Annotated in this window: 11 protein-coding genes; 3 read left to right on the top strand and 8 right to left on the bottom strand. The window is 69.2% G+C overall.

Going from position 1 to position 16,191, the window contains the following annotated elements; all coding sequences use genetic code 11:
* Positions 1-17 precede the first annotated feature (17 nt).
* From fdhF to ACFWM2_RS01510, 3 genes are read right to left on the bottom strand one after another with little or no spacing between them, the layout of a single operon-like run.
* On the bottom strand, positions 18-2,834 hold the full coding sequence (gene fdhF, locus ACFWM2_RS01520) for a formate dehydrogenase subunit alpha (RefSeq protein WP_383271809.1): 2,817 nt from the start codon (positions 2,832-2,834) through the stop codon (positions 18-20).
* Positions 2,831-4,444, bottom strand: a complete 1,614-nt coding sequence (locus ACFWM2_RS01515) for a formate dehydrogenase beta subunit (protein WP_383271807.1) — start codon at positions 4,442-4,444, stop codon at positions 2,831-2,833. The genes fdhF and ACFWM2_RS01515 overlap by 4 nt, the downstream gene beginning before the upstream one ends.
* Positions 4,441-4,920, bottom strand: a complete 480-nt coding sequence (locus tag ACFWM2_RS01510; protein ID WP_383271805.1) for an NAD(P)H-dependent oxidoreductase subunit E — start codon at positions 4,918-4,920, stop codon at positions 4,441-4,443. Before ACFWM2_RS01510 ends, ACFWM2_RS01515 begins: the two co-directional genes overlap by 4 nt.
* A 306-nt stretch (positions 4,921-5,226) precedes the next feature.
* On the opposite strand from ACFWM2_RS01510, the gene ACFWM2_RS01505 reads away from it, so the two are divergent.
* Positions 5,227-5,916, top strand: coding sequence for a GntR family transcriptional regulator (locus tag ACFWM2_RS01505; protein ID WP_383271803.1), 690 nt, complete (start codon positions 5,227-5,229; stop codon positions 5,914-5,916).
* Positions 5,917-6,049: 133 nt separating this feature from the next.
* Here ACFWM2_RS01505 and ACFWM2_RS01500 read toward each other — a convergent pair whose 3' ends face one another.
* The 4 genes from ACFWM2_RS01500 to frc all read right to left on the bottom strand — a co-directional run bounded on the left by ACFWM2_RS01500 (position 6,050) and on the right by frc (position 11,828).
* Complete coding sequence (locus ACFWM2_RS01500) at positions 6,050-6,856, bottom strand: acyl-CoA dehydrogenase family protein (RefSeq protein WP_383271801.1); 807 nt, start codon at positions 6,854-6,856, stop codon at positions 6,050-6,052.
* A 318-nt stretch (positions 6,857-7,174) separates the two neighbouring features.
* Positions 7,175-7,726 (bottom strand): beta-class carbonic anhydrase, encoded by a 552-nt coding sequence (locus ACFWM2_RS01495; RefSeq protein ID WP_383271799.1) that lies wholly within the window; start codon positions 7,724-7,726, stop codon positions 7,175-7,177.
* A 308-nt stretch (positions 7,727-8,034) separates the two neighbouring features.
* Positions 8,035-10,329, bottom strand: coding sequence for an FdhF/YdeP family oxidoreductase (locus ACFWM2_RS01490; RefSeq protein WP_383271797.1), 2,295 nt, complete (start codon positions 10,327-10,329; stop codon positions 8,035-8,037).
* Between the two features lie 269 nt (positions 10,330-10,598).
* On the bottom strand, positions 10,599-11,828 hold the full coding sequence (gene frc / locus ACFWM2_RS01485; protein ID WP_383271795.1) for a formyl-CoA transferase: 1,230 nt from the start codon (positions 11,826-11,828) through the stop codon (positions 10,599-10,601).
* Positions 11,829-12,473: 645 nt separating this feature from the next.
* Here frc and ACFWM2_RS01480 point away from each other — a divergent pair.
* Positions 12,474-13,397 carry a UTP--glucose-1-phosphate uridylyltransferase gene (locus tag ACFWM2_RS01480; RefSeq protein ID WP_383271793.1) on the top strand — a complete coding sequence of 308 codons (924 nt, stop codon included), beginning with the start codon at positions 12,474-12,476 and terminating at the stop codon, positions 13,395-13,397.
* Positions 13,398-13,519: 122 nt separating this feature from the next.
* On the opposite strand, the gene ACFWM2_RS01475 is transcribed toward ACFWM2_RS01480, so the two are convergent.
* A complete protein-coding gene (locus ACFWM2_RS01475; RefSeq protein WP_383271791.1) occupies positions 13,520-14,671 on the bottom strand; it encodes an arabinogalactan endo-beta-1,4-galactanase in 1,152 nt (383 codons plus the stop codon).
* 490 nt (positions 14,672-15,161) lie between these two features.
* Here ACFWM2_RS01475 and ACFWM2_RS01470 point away from each other — a divergent pair, with 490 nt between their 5' ends.
* Positions 15,162-16,187 carry a UDP-glucuronic acid decarboxylase family protein gene (locus ACFWM2_RS01470; RefSeq protein WP_383271789.1) on the top strand — a complete coding sequence of 342 codons (1,026 nt, stop codon included), beginning with the start codon at positions 15,162-15,164 and terminating at the stop codon, positions 16,185-16,187.
* The last annotated feature ends 4 nt before the right edge of the window (positions 16,188-16,191 follow it).

The following is a 16,191-nucleotide window of genomic DNA, read 5'->3' as shown; positions in this document are numbered from 1 at the left end:
GCACGGTGGCTGTCATCTCAGTCCACCACCGCGACCAGGGCGTCCTCGGTGATCTCCGCGTCGTCGGGCCGGCCCGGGCGGGCGAGCGCGACCTGTACGGCGGTCACCTTGTACTCGGGACAGTTGGTCGCCCAGTCCGAGTTCTCCGTGGTCACCACGTTGGCGCCGGTGACGGGGTGGTGGAACGTCGTGTACACGACCCCGGTCGGCATGCGGTCGGAGATCTCCGCGCGCAGCGTCGTCCGCCCGACCCGGCTGGCCAGCGTCACCATGGCGCCGTCGGTGATGCCGCGCACCTCCGCGTCGTGCGGGTGCAGCTCCAGGATGTCCTCGGGATGCCAGGCGACGTTGCCGGTGCGGCGGGTCTGGGCGCCGACGTTGTACTGGCTGAGGATGCGTCCCGTGGTCAGGACCAGCGGGAAGCGCCGGGTGCTGCGCTCGGTCGTCGGCACGAAGGAGGTGACCACGAACCTGCCCTTGCCGCGGACGAACTCGTCCACGTGCATGACCGGCGTTCCCTCCGGAGCCGACTCGTTGCACGGCCACTGGACGCTGCCGAGCTTGTCCAGCACCTCGAAGGAGACACCGGTGAAGGTGGGCGTGACCGAGGCGATCTCGTCCATGATCTGGCTGGGATGGTCGTACGACATCGCATAGCCCATGGCGGTGGCGATCTCGCTCACGATCTGCCACTCGTGCTTGCCCGTCTTCGGCTTCATCACCGCGCGCACCCGGTTGATCCGGCGCTCGGCGTTGGTGAACGTGCCGTCCTTCTCCAGGAAGGAGGCGCCGGGCAGGAAGACATGCGCGAACTTGGCCGTCTCGTTCAGGAACAGGTCCTGGACGACCACCAGCTCCATGGCCTCCAGCGCCGCGGTGACGTGCTTGAGGTTCGGGTCGGACTGGGCGATGTCCTCGCCGTGCACGAACAGACCGCGGAAGGTCCCGTCGATCGCCGCGTCGAACATGTTGGGAATCCGGAGGCCGGGCTCGGCGAGGAGGGTGCCGCCCCACAGGTTCTCGAACACATGGCGCACGGCGTCGTCGGAGACGTGCCGGTAGCCGGGCAGTTCGTGCGGGAACGAGCCCATGTCGCAGGAGCCCTGCACGTTGTTCTGACCGCGCAGCGGGTTCACGCCGACGCCGTCCCGGCCGATGTTGCCGCACGCCATCGCGAGGTTGGCCATCCCCATGACCATGGTCGAGCCCTGGCTGTGCTCGGTGACCCCGAGGCCGTAGTAGATGGCCCCGTTGGGTGCCTCGGCGTAGAGCCGGGCCGCGGCCCGCAGTTCCTCGGCCGGCACACCGGTGATCGGCTCGACCGCCTCCGGGCTGTTCTCCGGCCGGGCGATGAACTCCTCCCAGTCGTCGAACCCCTCGCACCGCTGGTCCACGAAGGACCGGTCGACCAGCCCCTCGGTGACCACCACGTGAGCCATGGCGTTGACCACGGCGACGTTGGTGCTCGGCCTGAGCTGGAGGTGGTGCTGTGCCTCGATGTGCGGGGAGCGCACCAGGTCGATACGGCGCGGGTCGACCACGATGAGCTTCGCGCCCTCGCGCAGCCGGCGCTTCATCCGCGAGGCGAACACCGGGTGCCCGTCCGTGGGGTTCGCGCCGATCACCATGATCACGTCGGCCTCGGCCACCGACCGGAAGTCCTGCGTGCCGGCCGACTCGCCGAAGGTCTGCTTGAGTCCGTATCCCGTCGGGGAGTGGCAGACCCGGGCGCAGGTGTCGATGTTGTTGTTGCCGAAGGCCGCGCGCACCATCTTCTGTACGACGTAGACCTCTTCGTTGGTGCAGCGCGAGGAGGAGATGGCGCCGATCGAACTCGGCCCGTAACGGCCCTGGAGTTCGCGCATCTTGGTGGCGACCGTGCCGATGGCCTCGTCCCACTCGACCTCGCGCCACGGGTCGGTGATCTTCTCGCGGACCATGGGCTTGAGCACCCGGTCGGGGTGCGTGGCGTAGCCGAAGGCGAAGCGGCCCTTCACACAGGAGTGGCCCTCGTTGGCCCCGCCGTCCTTGTGCGGCACCATCCGCACCAGTTCGTCGCCACGCAGCTCGGCCTTGAACGAGCAGCCGACACCGCAGTAGGCGCAGGTGGTGACCACCGACCGGGTCGGCATGCCGAGTTCGACGACCGACTTCTCCTGCAGCGTCGACGTCGGGCACGCCTGGACGCAGGCCCCGCAGGAGACGCACTCGGAGTCCATGAAGGACTCGCCGGCGCCCGCCGAGACCTTGGACTCGAAGCCGCGCCCCTCGATGGTGAGCGCGAAGGTGCCCTGCACCTCGCCGCAGGCCCGCACACAGCGGGAGCAGGCGATGCACTTGGACGGGTCGAAGTCGAAGTACGGGTTGGACGTGTCCTTCTCGGCGTCGAGGTGGTTCTCGCCCTCGTAGCCGTAGCGGACCTGTCGCAGCCCCACCACGCCGGCCATGTCCTGCAGTTCGCAGTCGCCGTTGGCCGGGCAGGTGAGGCAGTCCAGCGGATGGTCGGAGATGTAGAGCTCCATGACGCCCTGGCGGAGCTTCTCCACCTTCGGCGTCTGTGTCCTCACCTGCATCCCGTCGGCGCACGGCGTGGTGCAGGACGCCGGGGTGCCGCGCCGCCCGTCGATCTCCACCACGCACAGCCGGCAGGAGCCGAACGGCTCCAGACTGTCGGTGGCGCACAGTTTCGGTATGTCGACACCGGCGAGCGCCGCGGCGCGCATCACCGACGTGCCTTCGGGGACGGCTACCGACAGCCCGTCCACTTCCACCGACACCGTGGCCTCGCCGGGCCTTTCCGGGGTTCCGAAGTCGGGCTCCTTGAGAAGTGTCATGCCGTGCCCTCCGTCCTCGCGCCAGTCGTCTGTACGGGTTGGATCCCCAGGCTTCGACGGCCGCCGAGGAAGTCGTCGGGAAAATGGGTGATGGCACTGCGGACGGGCATCGGCGTCAGACCGCCCATCGCGCACAGCGAGCCATCGGTCATCAGATCGCAGAGGTCTTCGAGCAGGGCGAGGTTCTCGTCCCGGTGCTGACCGGCCACGATCTTGTCGATCACTTCGACGCCGCGCACCGAACCGACGCGGCACGGTGTGCACTTGCCGCAGGATTCCTCGGCGCAGAACTCCATCGCGAAACGGGCCTGCGCGGCCATGTCGACGGTGTCGTCGAACACCACGAGACCGCCGTGGCCGACCATCGCACCGGCGGCCGCGAAGGCCTCGTAGTCCATCGGGAGGTCGAACATCGACGTCGGCAGATACGCACCGAGCGGGCCGCCGACCTGCACCGTACGCACCGGGCGGCCGGAGAAGCTCCCTCCGCCGTAGTCCTCGACGAGTTCGCGCAGGGTGATGCCGAACGCCGTCTCCACGATGCCGCCGTGCGCGATGTTGCCGCCGAGCTGGAACACCTGGGTGCCGCGCGAGCGCTCGACGCCCAGTTCCTGGTACGCCTTCGCCCCATGGGCGAGGACGGTCGGCACGGTGGCCAGGGTGAGGACGTTGTTCACCACGGTCGGTTTGCCGAACAGGCCCTCGATCGCCGGGATCGGCGGCTTCGCGCGGACCGTGCCGCGCTTGCCCTCCAGGCTCTCCAGCATGGAGGTCTCCTCGCCGCAGATGTACGCGCCGGCGCCGACGCGTACATGCAGGTCGAAGTCGAGTGCGGAGCCGAGGATGCCCGTCCCGAGCCATCCCTGCTCGCGGGCGATCCCGATCGCGGCACGCATCGTGGCCACCGCGTCCGGATACTCGGAGCGGATGTAGAGGTAGCCCTCGCTCGCCCCGACCGCGTGCGCGGCGATCGTCATGCCCTCGATGAGCATGAACGGGTCGCCCTCCATGACCATCCGGTCGGCGAAGGTCCCGCTGTCGCCCTCGTCGGCGTTGCAGCAGATGAACTTCAGCTCGTCGGGACAGCCGAGCACGGTCTTCCACTTGATGCCCGCAGGGAATCCCGCGCCGCCGCGGCCGCGGAGTCCGGATTCGGTGACCTCCGTGACCACGTCCGCGGGCGTGAGCTCCAGCGCCGCGCGCAGCCCGGCCAGGCCGCCGTGTGCCTCGTAGTCCCGCGGCGACAGGGGGTCGGTCACCCCGACTCTGGCGAAGGTGACCCGCGTCTGGCGCGCCAGCCAGGGCAGTTCGTCCACGACACCCAGCCGCAGTGGATGGTCCGCCCCGTCGAGCATGCCGGCGGCGAGGAGGGACTCGATGTCCTCAGGTGCGACGGGTCCGTAGCCGACCCGGCCGTGCGGGGTGGCCACCTCGACCAGCGGTTCGAGCCACAGCATGCCGCGTGATCCGTTGCGCACCACGTCGATCGCGAACTCTCCGCGGGTGGCGGCCAGCAGCAGGGCGTCCGCGACCTCGTCCGCGCCGACGGACCTCGCCGCCGAGTCGCAGGGTACGTAGACGGTCGCCGCGGAGTCGGAAAAGTCCTTCATGAAGAGACTGCCCCCTTGATGATCGAGCCCAGCCGGGCCGTGCCCACGCGTCCGTGCAGTCGGCCGTTCACCTCTACCGAGGGGCCGAGCGCGCAGTTGCCGAGGCAGAAGACCTGCTCGACGGTGACCGAACCGTCGGGGGTCGTCTCCCCCAGCGTCAGTCCGGCCTCGCGGGCGTAGCCGACCAGGCTCTCGGAGCCCAGCGCCTGACAGGCCTCGGCACGGCATATCCGTACGGTCGTGCGCCCCGCCGGTTCGCGCCGGAAGTCGTGGTAGAAGGTGACCACTCCGTGGACGTCCGCCCGTGAGAGGTTGAACTCGTCGGCGAGTACCGGAATCGCCTCTTGGGGTACGTGCCCCAACTCGGCCTGAAGGGCGTGCAGTACGGGCAGCAGCGCTCCGCGCTGACCCCGGTGACCAGCCACGACCGTCCGGACCACGTTCTCGACCGACACATCACTCCCGCTGGTCGTCATGATCGCTTCGCCTTCCGTCTTCTGCGGATGCGCGGGGTCCGTGACCGACGCAGAAGAGCCGCCTCACCTTCCCAGCGACGGGATAACCGCGACGATACCCCATACAGGCTTCTGTATACAGAAGCCTGTAGAGGATCGTCAGGGCACGTGGGCCCGCTCCCCCGAGCCCGGCCGCATCGCCGCAGTACAGGCCATCTTGCATACGAAAACCTGTATGCTGGAGCCTGCCCGCCGCCGGCGACCGTCTCGGCGGCCACCACTGGCACAGTCGTCGGCCCCACCGGCCCGGCGGCAGATCGGGGAACCATGCGCGAGGCACTGACGGCAGCGGCGACCCGCCGCGTCGCCCGCCCGGCACCGCTGCGCCAAGCCGTCTACGACGCCCTGACCGAGCTGATCGTGAGCGGCTCCCTCAAGCCCGGCCAGCACCTGGTCGAGGCCGAGCTCGCCGAGCACCTGGGCGTCAGCCGCCAGCCGGTTCGTGAAGCGCTGCAACGGCTCCAGACCAACGGCTGGGTCGACCTGCGCCCTTCCCAGGGAGCCTTCGTCCACTCCCCCACCGAGGAGGAAGCGGCCCAACTGCTCAGCGTCCGCGCGGTGCTGGAGACGTACTCGGCCCAACTCGCCGCCGGGAACGCGAAGCCCGAGGACATCGAGCGGCTCTGGGTCCTGCAGCAGGCGGGCGTCGACGCGCTCGGCCAGGGCGACGTCGAACGCCTGGTGTCGGCCAACACCGAGCTGCACGCCTTCATCACCTCCGTGGCCGACAACGCCGTGCTGGCCGAGCTGATCTCGCAGGTCGGCCAGAAGGTGCGCTGGTACTACACGCCCATCGCCCAGCCGCGCGGCAAGGAGGCGTGGAACGAACACGCCCTGCTGATCAAGGCCATCGCCAAGGGCGACGCGGACCGTGCGAGCGAGATCATGCGCAAGCACACGGAGCACACCACGGACTTCTACCGCAAGCAGATCGCCGCCGGTACCGGTCAGAACTGACCGGACCGACCCGCGGAACCGACGAGGAACCGCCGCCCCCGCGGCCCGACTTGCCCGCTTCCCCCGGCATCGACGCCGGGCGGCCCCCGCCATCGGCCCGCACCCCTGACTCATGTGTGTCCCGCCGCCGGTGTCAGGACGACGCGAGGGAGTCGGTGGGGCGACGTGCGGCCCAGGGTGAGGTGCCGCCCGCCACGGACTGCCCACCGGCGGTCCCCAGTTCGAGCAGCCACGGCAGCACGGTGCGCAGCACGGTGTCGAGCCCTCCGCCGTCCGATCCGAGCATCGCGTCGACGGGGATCAGGACCGGGTCGGCGAAGACCGTGGACGTCGCGCTGCCGTGCGGCCCCTCGCCGTCCGGCCGGGCCGGGACGAAGAGATCGGGCGCGTGGGCCGGCACCACCCAGAGCGTCAGCCCGTCCGGCGCCGTGAGCGGCCGGGAGGACCAGACGTAGCTGTCGGCCTCCCCCGCGGCGGTCACCTGGTGCTTGCGCCCGCACAGCGCGACCACCTCACCGGAGCGAACGGCGGTCGCACGGGTCGTCCAGAGCCGGGCCTGCGCCTCCTGTTCACTCAGCACGCCCGGCGCGGCGGGGCCGTCCTCGGCCAGCGCGAGGCTGCTGAGGTGTCGGCCGGCGGCGATCTCACGACGGAGCCACGGGTTCCCGTGGGACTCGATGACGGCGACCGCCGCGTAGTGGGACCGGAGCACGGCCGCGGTCGCCGGGCACACGCGGGCGACCTGTGCCACCACGTCGGCCGCATCCGGCAGACCGAGGCCGCCGCCGCCGAGTTCGGTGGCGACGGTGAGTCCGAGCAGTCCGGTGCGGCCCAGCTCCGTCACGGAACCGCGGGGAAATCTCCCCTCCGTGCCGGTCGTTGCGGCGGCCTGCGAGATGACGCCGTCCAGGACGTGGGAGAGAGCGGTGCGGTACGACACGGGGTGACCCCCTCGGGAGTGGTTTCCGGTCCGCTGTCGGCCGGCGATCGCCTGAAGCGGATGCAGTGCTCGCGCTCCCCTGGGCGGGGAGGTTCGGTTTCCCCGCGCCGATGATCCTGCCGGTGTCCGAAGCCTCAACACCGCGGGGAGCAGGGCGACCAGGGATTGCATACAGTATGCAGATGACTTCCGGAATGCGCCAGAGGAGGGGAGGAGGCAATTCGGGGATTTCATGCGGCCGCGGGACGGCTCAGGGCAGCCCTCGGCCCCGGGCGCCGCTCGGCGGGCCCGGGGCCCGGGATGCGCTCGGATCCGCGGTCAGATCCGCGGGTCGATCTCCCGGAGCAGTCCGGTCGTCACGTCGAAGACGAAGCCCCGGACGTCATCGGTGTGCGGCAGGAACGGGGACGTGCGCACGCGCTGCATCGACTGCCGTACGTCCTGGTCCACGTCGGTGAAGGCCTCCACCGCCCAGGCCGGACGCTGCCCGACCTCCAGTTCCAGCTCGTGACGGAAGTCCTCGGTCAGACTCTGCAGACCGCAGCCGGTGTGGTGGATGAGTATGACGCTGCGGGTGTTGAGGGCACGCTGACTGATCGTGAGGGAGCGGATCGTGTCGTCGGTGACCACACCCCCCGCGTTGCGGATGGTGTGGCAGTCGCCCAACTCCAGCCCCAGCGCGGCATGCAGGTCGATACGGGCGTCCATGCAGGCGACCACGGCCACTCCCAGCACGGGGCGGGCACCCATGCCCGGGTCGGCGAACCCGGCGGCGTACTCACGATTGGACTTCACGAGGCGGTCGATGACCGTCTCCGTGCCGAGGGCGACGCCGGTGGACCGCGCAGAGCTTTGTGCTGATGTCGACATGCTGGGGCTACCTCACTCCGGTCGAGTTCGAAAAGACACTGGTCATCCAGGGAAGCCTGTCGCCGCCCGCTCGAGAGTCGACCGAGCCCGGCGACATCGGACCCGCGCCCCGGGACGGTTCGCGCCCGGCCTGACAGGTGTGCATACAGTATGGAGTAGTCAGTATTCTGAAGCGGGGTCGGTCTCGTGTCCAGAGCGCGTACGACGCTTTCCCCTTCCCACTGACGCCGCCGCGCATTCGGGCGGCACGACGGCCGCCCCCGGCGGACTGCCGGGGGCGGCTCGGTCGGGAGGTCATGGGCGGTGGCTCAGGCCGGAGTGCCGACCGGTTCCAGACGGACCACGACGCCCTTCGACGTCGGTGTGTTGCTGATGTCGGCCACGCTGTCCAACGGGACCAGGACATTGGTCTCGGGGTAGTACGCGGCGGCGGAACCGGGGGTGGTGGGATAGGCGACCACCCGGAACTTCTCCGCACGGCGTTCCACTCCGTCGCGCCACACACTCACCAGGTCCACCTCGTCGCGGTCGGCGAACCCGAGCTCCTCGAGGTCGACCGGGTTCACGAGCACCACCCGGCGGGCGTTGTGGATGCCCCGGTAGCGGTCGTTCATGGCGTACGGGATGGTGTTCCACTGGTCGTGGGAGCGCAGGGTCTGGAGCACCAGGTGCCCGGCGGGCGCGCTCAGCATCTCGAAGTCGTTGCAGGTGAAGACGGCCTTGCCGCTCGCCGTCGGGAACACTCCCTCGTTCACCGGGTTGGTCAGCCGGAAACCGCCCGGCCGGTCCACCCGGACGCTGAAGTCCTCGAAGCCCGGTACGACCCGGGAGATCCGGTCCCGGATCGTGCCGTAGTCCGCCTCGAACTTCTCCCACGGGATCGACGGGGTCCCGCCCAGCGTCCGCCGGGCCAGCCGCGAGATGATCGCCACCTCGCTGAGCAGGTGCGGCGATGCGGGCTCCAGCCGGCCGCGGGAGGCGTGCACCTCGCTCATCGAGTCCTCGACGGTGATGAACTGCTCGCCCGACTCCTGGATGTCCCGGTCGCTGCGGCCCAGCGTGGGCAGGATCAGCGCGGTCTCACCGCAGACGGTGTGGGAGCGGTTGAGCTTGGTGGAGATGTGCGCGGTCAGCCGGCACCGTCGCATCGCCCGCTCGGTGACGTCGCTGTCGGGGGTGGCGCGGACGAAGTTGCCCGCGACCCCCAGGAAGACCTTGGCCCGGCCGTCCCGCATGGCGCGGATGGCGTCGACGGAATCGAGGCCGTGTTCGGTGGGCGGGGTGAAGGCGAACTCCCGCTCCAGGGCGTCCAGGAAGGTCTGCGGCATCCGTTCCCAGATGCCCATGGTCCGGTCGCCCTGCACATTGCTGTGGCCGCGTACGGGGCAGACGCCCGCGCCGGGCCTGCCGATGTTGCCGCGCACCATCAGGAAGTTGACCACCTCACGGATGGTGGGCACGGCGTGCTTCTGCTGCGTCAGCCCCATCGCCCAGCAGACGATGATCTTCTCGCTGCCCAGCACCTTCTCGGCGACCGCCTCGATCTCCTCGCGGGTCAGCCCGGTGGCGGTGAGGATGTCCTCCCAGGCCACCTTCCGGGCCCGCTCGGCGAATTCGGTGAATCCCGTCGTGTGCGTCTGGATGAACCCGTGGTCGAGGACCGTGCCCGGGCGGGCCTCCTCCGCCTCCAGGAGCAGCAGGTTCAGCGCCTGGAAGAGCGCGAGATCGCCACCGGGGCGGATCTGCAGGAACTGGTCGGCGATGGCCGTACCGCGGCCGACGATGCCGCGGGCCTTCTGCGGGTGCTTGAACCGGATGAGCCCGGCCTCGGGCAGCGGGTTCACGGCGACGATCCGGCCGCCGTTGCGCTTGGTCTCCTCCAGCGCCGACAGCATCCGCGGGTGGTTGGTCCCGGGGTTCTGGCCGACGACGAAGATCAGGTCGGCGTGGTGGATGTCGTCCAGGCTCACGCTGCCCTTGCCGATGCCGAGCGTCTCCATCAGCGCGGAGCCGCTGGACTCGTGGCACATGTTGCTGCAGTCGGGCAGGTTGTTCGTGCCGAAGGCCCGGGCGAAGAGCTGGAGGAGGAACGCGGCCTCGTTGTTCAGCCGGCCCGAGGTGTAGAAGAGGGCCTCGTCGGGCGAGTCGAGGCGGCGCAGTTCCTCGGCGAGCAGGCCGAACGCCTCGTCCCACCCGAGCGGCTCGTAGTGGTCGGAGCCGGGGCGCTTGACCATGGGCTCGGTCAGCCGGCCCTGCTGGTTGAGCCAGTAGTCGGACTTCCCGCCCAGCTCCGCGATGGAGTGTGTCCGGAAGAAGTCGGCGGTGACCCGGTGCGAGGTCGCCTCGTCGTTGATGTGCTTGGCGCCGTTCTCGCAGTACTCGTTCTTGGCGCGGTGGCCCACGGCCGGCTCCGGCCAGGCGCAGCCGGGGCAGTCGAAGCCCTTGGGCTGGTTGATGTTCAGCAGGGTCAGTGCCGTCCGCCGGACCGTGGTCTGGCCCAGGGAGTACTGGATCGCGTGCGTGACCGCGGGCAGTCCGGTCGCCCAGGTCTTGGGCGGAGTGACCTCCAGCTGGTCCTCTGTGGGGTCCTCGATGGTGCTCATGTTCTGTGGCCTGTGCCTTTCTGCCGCTCCCGCCCCGACGGCCGGGAAGGCAGCACTGTTCTCAGACGTGCCTGCGGGCACGAACTCCCGCTCCGAGATCAGCTTCGGACAGCCCGTCGGGCGTAGTCAAAGAGCGATCAACTTCCACGTGATAAACGCCGCCTATCAAAGCCGTGCCGCCCCGGACGGCGCCGGACATGGAGCCGTCCCGGGGGCGACGGATTGCGTCGCGCCCGGGACGGAGTGGGTGGGGTGTGCGGCGGCTACGGTCAGATCACACCCTGCGCCTTGAGCAACGGCAGCTCCGCGCCGGAGAGGCCGAGTTCACCGAGGTAGATCTCTTCGTTGTGCTCGCCGAGCAGGGGGGAACTCGTCACCTCGACCGGAGAGTCGGAGAGCTTCAGCGGGTTGCCGACCGTGACGTACGACCCGCGCTCGGGGTGCTCGACCTTGACGACGATCTCGTTGGCGGCGAGCGAGGCGTCCTCGATGATTTCCTTGGTGGACAGGATCGGGCCGCACGGGATGTTGTGGCTGTTGAGCCGCTCCAGCACCTCCCATTTGGGGAGGGTGCTGGTCCATTCCTCGATGAGCTGGAACATCTTGCCGAGTTTCGGCAGCCGGGCCTCGGGGGTGGCCCACTCGGGGTCGTCCGCGAGTTCGGGCCGGCCGATGAGTTCGGTGATCGGTTGCCAGCCGACGGGCTGGACGATGACGTACACGTAGTCGTTCGGACCGCCCGGCGCGCACCTGACCGCCCAGCCGGGCTGACCGCCACCGGACGCGTTGCCGGAACGCGGCACCTCGTCCCCGAAGTCCTCGTTCGGGAACTCCGCGAGCGGACCATGGGCGAGCCGCTGCTGGTCGCGCAGCTTCACCCGGCAGAGATTGAGCACGGCATGCTGCATCGCGACGTTCACCCGCTGACCGCGCCCGGTGTGGGTGCGCTGGAACAGCGCCGCGAGGATCCCGGCGACGGCGTGCATACCGGTGCCGGAGTCGCCGATCTGTGCGCCGGTGGCGAGGGGCGGTCCGTCCTCGAAGCCGGTGGTCGCCATCGACCCGCCCATGGCCTGTGCGACGACCTCGTACGCCTTGAAGTTGGTGTACGGGCCTTCGCCGAAGCCCTTGATGGAGGCGTAGACGATCCGCGGGTTGATCTCCTGGATGCGGTCCCAGGTGAAGCCCATGCGGTCCACCGCCCCCGGCGCGAAGTTCTCGACCATGACGTCGGAACGGCGGATCAGCTCGGTGAGGATCTCCTTGCCGCGCTCGGTCTTGGTGTTCAGGGTCACACTGCGTTTGTTGCTGTTGAGCATCGTGAAGTAGAGGCTGTCGACGTCCGGGAGGTCGCGCAGCTGCTTGCGCGTGATGTCCCCGGTCGGCGCCTCCACCTTGACCACATCGGCTCCGAGCCACGCCAGGATCTGCGTTGCGGACGGGCCGGACTGCACATGCGTCATATCGAGGACGCGCACACCTTCTAGGGCCTTCGTCATGATCGCCACCTCTTTTGTACGTCGTCCGGTTGACGGTTCCGGGGCGTGGGCGTCCTGGTCGACGCGCACCTTGATGACTCCACGTCTTGACGCACGAGGCCGGACGTCGCCGCGCTCGCGGTCACGCCTGGCGCACCGCGGCGACGTCCGGGCCCCCGATTCCTGCGATTGTAGATTGCATACCGTATGGAGTTGCCTTCATGGTCGCGGCAGACGCCAGGGATGTCCAGGGGGCGCCGGTAAGATTTCGCACCGGGGGTCGCCGAGGCTCCCCTGGGCTGTGCCCGCGCGTCCCGTGCCCGCGGCGATGACGTATAACCGGACCGAAGAATGCAAGTCACCCCACTCCCGACCATTCACGCATCTGGTCTAGACCCTTGACTCGCCCCCATGGACGCCAGTTGAATTGGTACCTCGGTTGATTCATCATCCCAACCGAATCGCTCGTTCAGGATGATGAACGCAAGGACGCGTTCAGCCGGACGAAGGCGCTCAGCCGCCACCCAGGCCCGTGGCTGATCTTTGGACCTGCAAATAATCTGTCAGGCAAACACGGACGAACCTGCGGCAAGCTCACCCTCCCCCCACGCCCGCCATTCCGTGCAGGTCCGGAGTGGCGATTGCCATTCAACAGAGAGAGATCCCGTGCCCCCCACCATTCGCCGGGCGGTGATCCCCGCTGCCGGGCTCGGCTCCCGTCTGCTTCCTTTGACCAAAGCCATCCCCAAGGAAATGCTGCCGGTCGGCGACAAACCCGTGATCGAGCACACCGTGCGTGAACTCGTGGCATCGGGGATCACCGACATCACCATTGTGGTCTCCGGTGGTAAATCCGTGATCCAGGATCATTTCCGGCCCAGCCCCGCGCTGGTGGAACAACTGCGTGCCGACGGCAAGACCGCCTACGCGGATGCCGTGGAGGAGGTCGCCGAACTGGCTCGCCAGGGCCATATCACCTACCTCGACCAGCACGGCCCGTACGGCAATGGGACGCCCGTCCTGAACGCGGCCCGGAATTTCGGCGACGAGCCCATGCTCGTGCTGTGGCCGGACGACGTCTTCGTGGCCCCGGTCCCCCGCGCGCAGCAACTGATCCGCGCCTACGAGGCGACCAACTGCCCGGTGCTGGCCCTGCTTCCCATCGCGCCGGGCGACTCCGAGCGCTACGGCGTGCCCGTGGTCAAGGAGGACCTCGACGACGGACTGCTGCGGATCGTCGGCCTGGTGGAGAAGCCCAAGGCGGAGGACGCCCCCTCCTCGTTCGCCGCGATCGGCGGCTATGTGATCACCCCGGGGATCATCGACGAACTGCGCGAGCAGACCGCGCGCTGGTACGAACACCGCACCGGCGAGGTCTATCTGGCCGACGCCATCAACGCCTACGCGAAGAGCCGCGCGGTGTACGGCCAGGTCATCCAGGGCCGCTGGTACGACACCGGCAACCCGGCGGACTATCTCGTCGCGCAGTTCGCCTCCGCGCTGGCGCACCCCGAGTACGGGCCCGTACTGCGGGCGCTCGCCCGCGACCTCGACGACAACGGCCCGTCCGACACCGACGGGCCCGCCTGACCCCGTCCGAGCACCGTCTGATCACCAGTGGCCGCGCACCTCGAAATGAGGGACGCGGCCACTTGGCGCATCACGCCGGGGATGCCAGTGCTTCCAGCGTCGCGCCGCCGGGACGACGGCCCTCAGCCGCCGAACGCCGACAGCGACGGCAGGCCGGTTCCGGACCAGTCGAACATGGTGAGGTTGCTGTAGGGGTTCACGCCCTCGAAGTCCCAGCCCACCCCCGGCACCCACCCGGGCTCCCAGGCCAGGAAGCCCAGGCCGCGCCCTCCCGGCACCCGCGCGATCACTCCGCGCAGGGCGTCGAAGAACGCGGCCTGCCCCTGCGGAGTGGGCGGGAAGCGCGCGCCGTCCGGCAGCTGGTCGGTGTCCGTGACGAGGAACGGCCCCTTCTCGCCGGCGGCCGGCAGCTTCCAGGGGTAGGCCGTCTCCACCACCAGCACGTCCTTGCGGTAGCGCGTCGCCAGATCCGTCAGATCGCTCCGGAGCGCGGCCAGCGAGCCGTGCCAGAAGGGGTAGTACGACAGGGCCATCACGTCGAACTGGATCCGGGCCGCGGCCAGCCGGTCGTAGAAGGACCGGATGTCGACGCCGCCCGCCCCGGAGCCGCCTTTGTCCACGTGGACGAGGGTGCGCGGCGGGGAGGACGTGCCCTCCGTGGCTCCCTGGAGACCGGCCCGGAGGACTTCCAGGAAGCCCTCCCAGTGCTCTCCGTCCGCGTCCCGGATCCGGCCGGTGGGCCACAGCATGCCGTTGGTGACCTCGTTGCCTATCTGGATCAGGTCCACCGGAATGCGCTCGGCGGCGAACGCCCGCAGCGTGTCGCGGGTGTAGGCACGGACGGTGCCGGCGAGGGCCTTCGTGTCCAGGTCCGCCCAGGCGGCGGGCGTCGTCTGGTGGGCGTTGTCGGCCCAGGTGTCGGAGTAGTGCAGGTCAAGCAGCACGCGCAGGCCGGCCCGGTGGGCCCGGCGGGCCAGCACGAGGGCGGAGGCGAGGTCGTTGTCGCCGGGCGAGGGATGGACCCAGACCCGGAGCCGGACGACGTTCGCGCCGCGGGTGGCGAGCAGCCGCTCCACGGGCGCGCGCCGCCCCCGGTCCTGGTAGGTCTGGCCCGCCGACTCCGCCCGCAGGACGCTGGACAGGTCGGCGCCGCGCAGCGGCGGGATCGGTGACTTCATGGCGACCGCGCTCAACTGGTCCTCCACTCGGCAGCCGGTGACCGCGGGGGCCGCCAGCCCTGGCAGCGCGGCCAGCAGACTTCTCCTCAACAGCAAGGTCGCTCCGGTCCGGGAGTGCCGAAAGTTCCGTAAGTGCGGGCTGCGGCAGCCGGTGCACGGGGCACTGCCGGCGCCGTCGGCGGGGAATGCCGGCCAGCCGCTCACCGCACATTCACGCTACAACATCTTCCGTCCATTTGGCGATGGCGCCGAAAGCGCAGCATGTCCCACTTCCTCGTACTGCCGAGGGAATGCGCACCATTCCGGATTCCGAACAGAAGTGACCGCGCACCGGTCCGACATTCCGAATTCATAGCGTACGCACAGAAAGAACCAAGCCGGTAACCCGAGCGCAACACCGAAGACGCCAGAATTGAAAACGAGCAATTTCAATCCGGCCAATAACGGCGAATGTGACGACCGTCACACGGTAATATCGGAACTCTCCCTTCCCGGAGTGCGATAGTTGCGAAGCACGAAGGGCTCCCTTTGCTAGCGGGAATCGCCCTCACCCCCCTCCCTCCGCCCCCACATTCCGAGGAGAATCGTGCGTATCGTCGTCACTGGAGGCGCCGGCTTCCTGGGGTCGCATTTATGCGATGCCCTCATACAGCGCGGTGATTCGGTCGTCTGCGTGGACAATCTGTCAACGGGACGTCGCGGCAACATCGAGCACCTGCTTGATCATGCGAAATTCGAATTCACGCTGGCCGATGTGTCCACGGACATACCTGTCACGGGCCCCGTCGACGCCGTGGCCCATCTCGCCAGCCCCGCCTCCCCGCCGGACTACCACCGCATGCCGCTGGAGACGCTGGCCGTCGGCAGCCGCGGCACCGAACAGTGCCTGGCCCTCGCGGAGCGGCACGGAGCACGGTTCGTCCTGGCCTCCACGAGCGAGGTCTACGGCGACCCGCAGATCCATCCGCAGCCCGAGGACTACTGGGGTCATGTGAACCCCATCGGCCCGCGCAGCATCTACGACGAGGCGAAGCGCTTCGCGGAGGCGCTGACCAGCGCGCACCGGCGCACCTCCCAGCTCAACACCGGCATCGTCCGGATCTTCAACACCTACGGCCCCCGGATGCGCCCGCACGACGGCCGGGTGGTCACCAGCTTCATCGCCCAGGCGCTGAACGGCGATCCGCTCACCATCTACGGCGACGGCTCGCAGACCCGCAGCTTCTGCTACGTCGACGATCTCGTCCGGGGACTCGTCGCGATGATCGACTCCACCGAGCCGGGGCCCGTCAATCTCGGTAACCCGCAGGAGCGCACGGTCGGCGAACTCGCCGAGCTCGTCCTGCGGTTGACCCAGGCCGAGAGCAAGGTCGAGTACCACCCGCTGCCGGTCGACGACCCCGCCCGCCGCCGTCCCGTGATCACGCGGGCGCAGCAGGTGCTGGGCTGGCAGCCGGTCGTCTCCGACGAGGACGGACTCGGACGTACGGTGCAGTACTTCCGGGACCGGCCGCAGGAGGTCGAGGCGGCTCGCGAGTTGATCGCCGGCGGCCAGCTCGACGGAGCGGTGCTGCCGGCACCGGCGCCGGTCGACGTCGTCCAGGCGGCCTGACCCC

The sequence above is a fragment of the Streptomyces sp. NPDC058371 genome, from assembly GCF_042723265.1.
Classification (GTDB): Bacteria; Actinomycetota; Actinomycetes; order Streptomycetales; family Streptomycetaceae; genus Streptomyces.
This window is presented reverse-complemented; position numbering and strand designations above follow the sequence as displayed.

Bases quoted from the DNA above. Each gene is read 5' to 3' on its own strand.
- ACFWM2_RS01510 (WP_383271805.1), bottom strand. From the start codon at position 4,920: ATGACGACCAGCGGGAGTGATGTGTCGGTCGAGAACGTGGTCCGGACG.
- frc (WP_383271795.1), bottom strand. From the start codon at position 11,828: ATGACGAAGGCCCTAGAAGGTGTGCGCGTCCTCGATATGACGCATGTG.
- ACFWM2_RS01495 (WP_383271799.1), bottom strand. From the start codon at position 7,726: ATGTCGACATCAGCACAAAGCTCTGCGCGGTCCACCGGCGTCGCCCTC.
- ACFWM2_RS01505 (WP_383271803.1), top strand. From the start codon at position 5,227: ATGCGCGAGGCACTGACGGCAGCGGCGACCCGCCGCGTCGCCCGCCCG.
- ACFWM2_RS01515 (WP_383271807.1), bottom strand. From the start codon at position 4,444: ATGAAGGACTTTTCCGACTCCGCGGCGACCGTCTACGTACCCTGCGAC.
- ACFWM2_RS01490 (WP_383271797.1), bottom strand. From the start codon at position 10,329: ATGAGCACCATCGAGGACCCCACAGAGGACCAGCTGGAGGTCACTCCG.
- fdhF (WP_383271809.1), bottom strand. From the start codon at position 2,834: ATGACACTTCTCAAGGAGCCCGACTTCGGAACCCCGGAAAGGCCCGGC.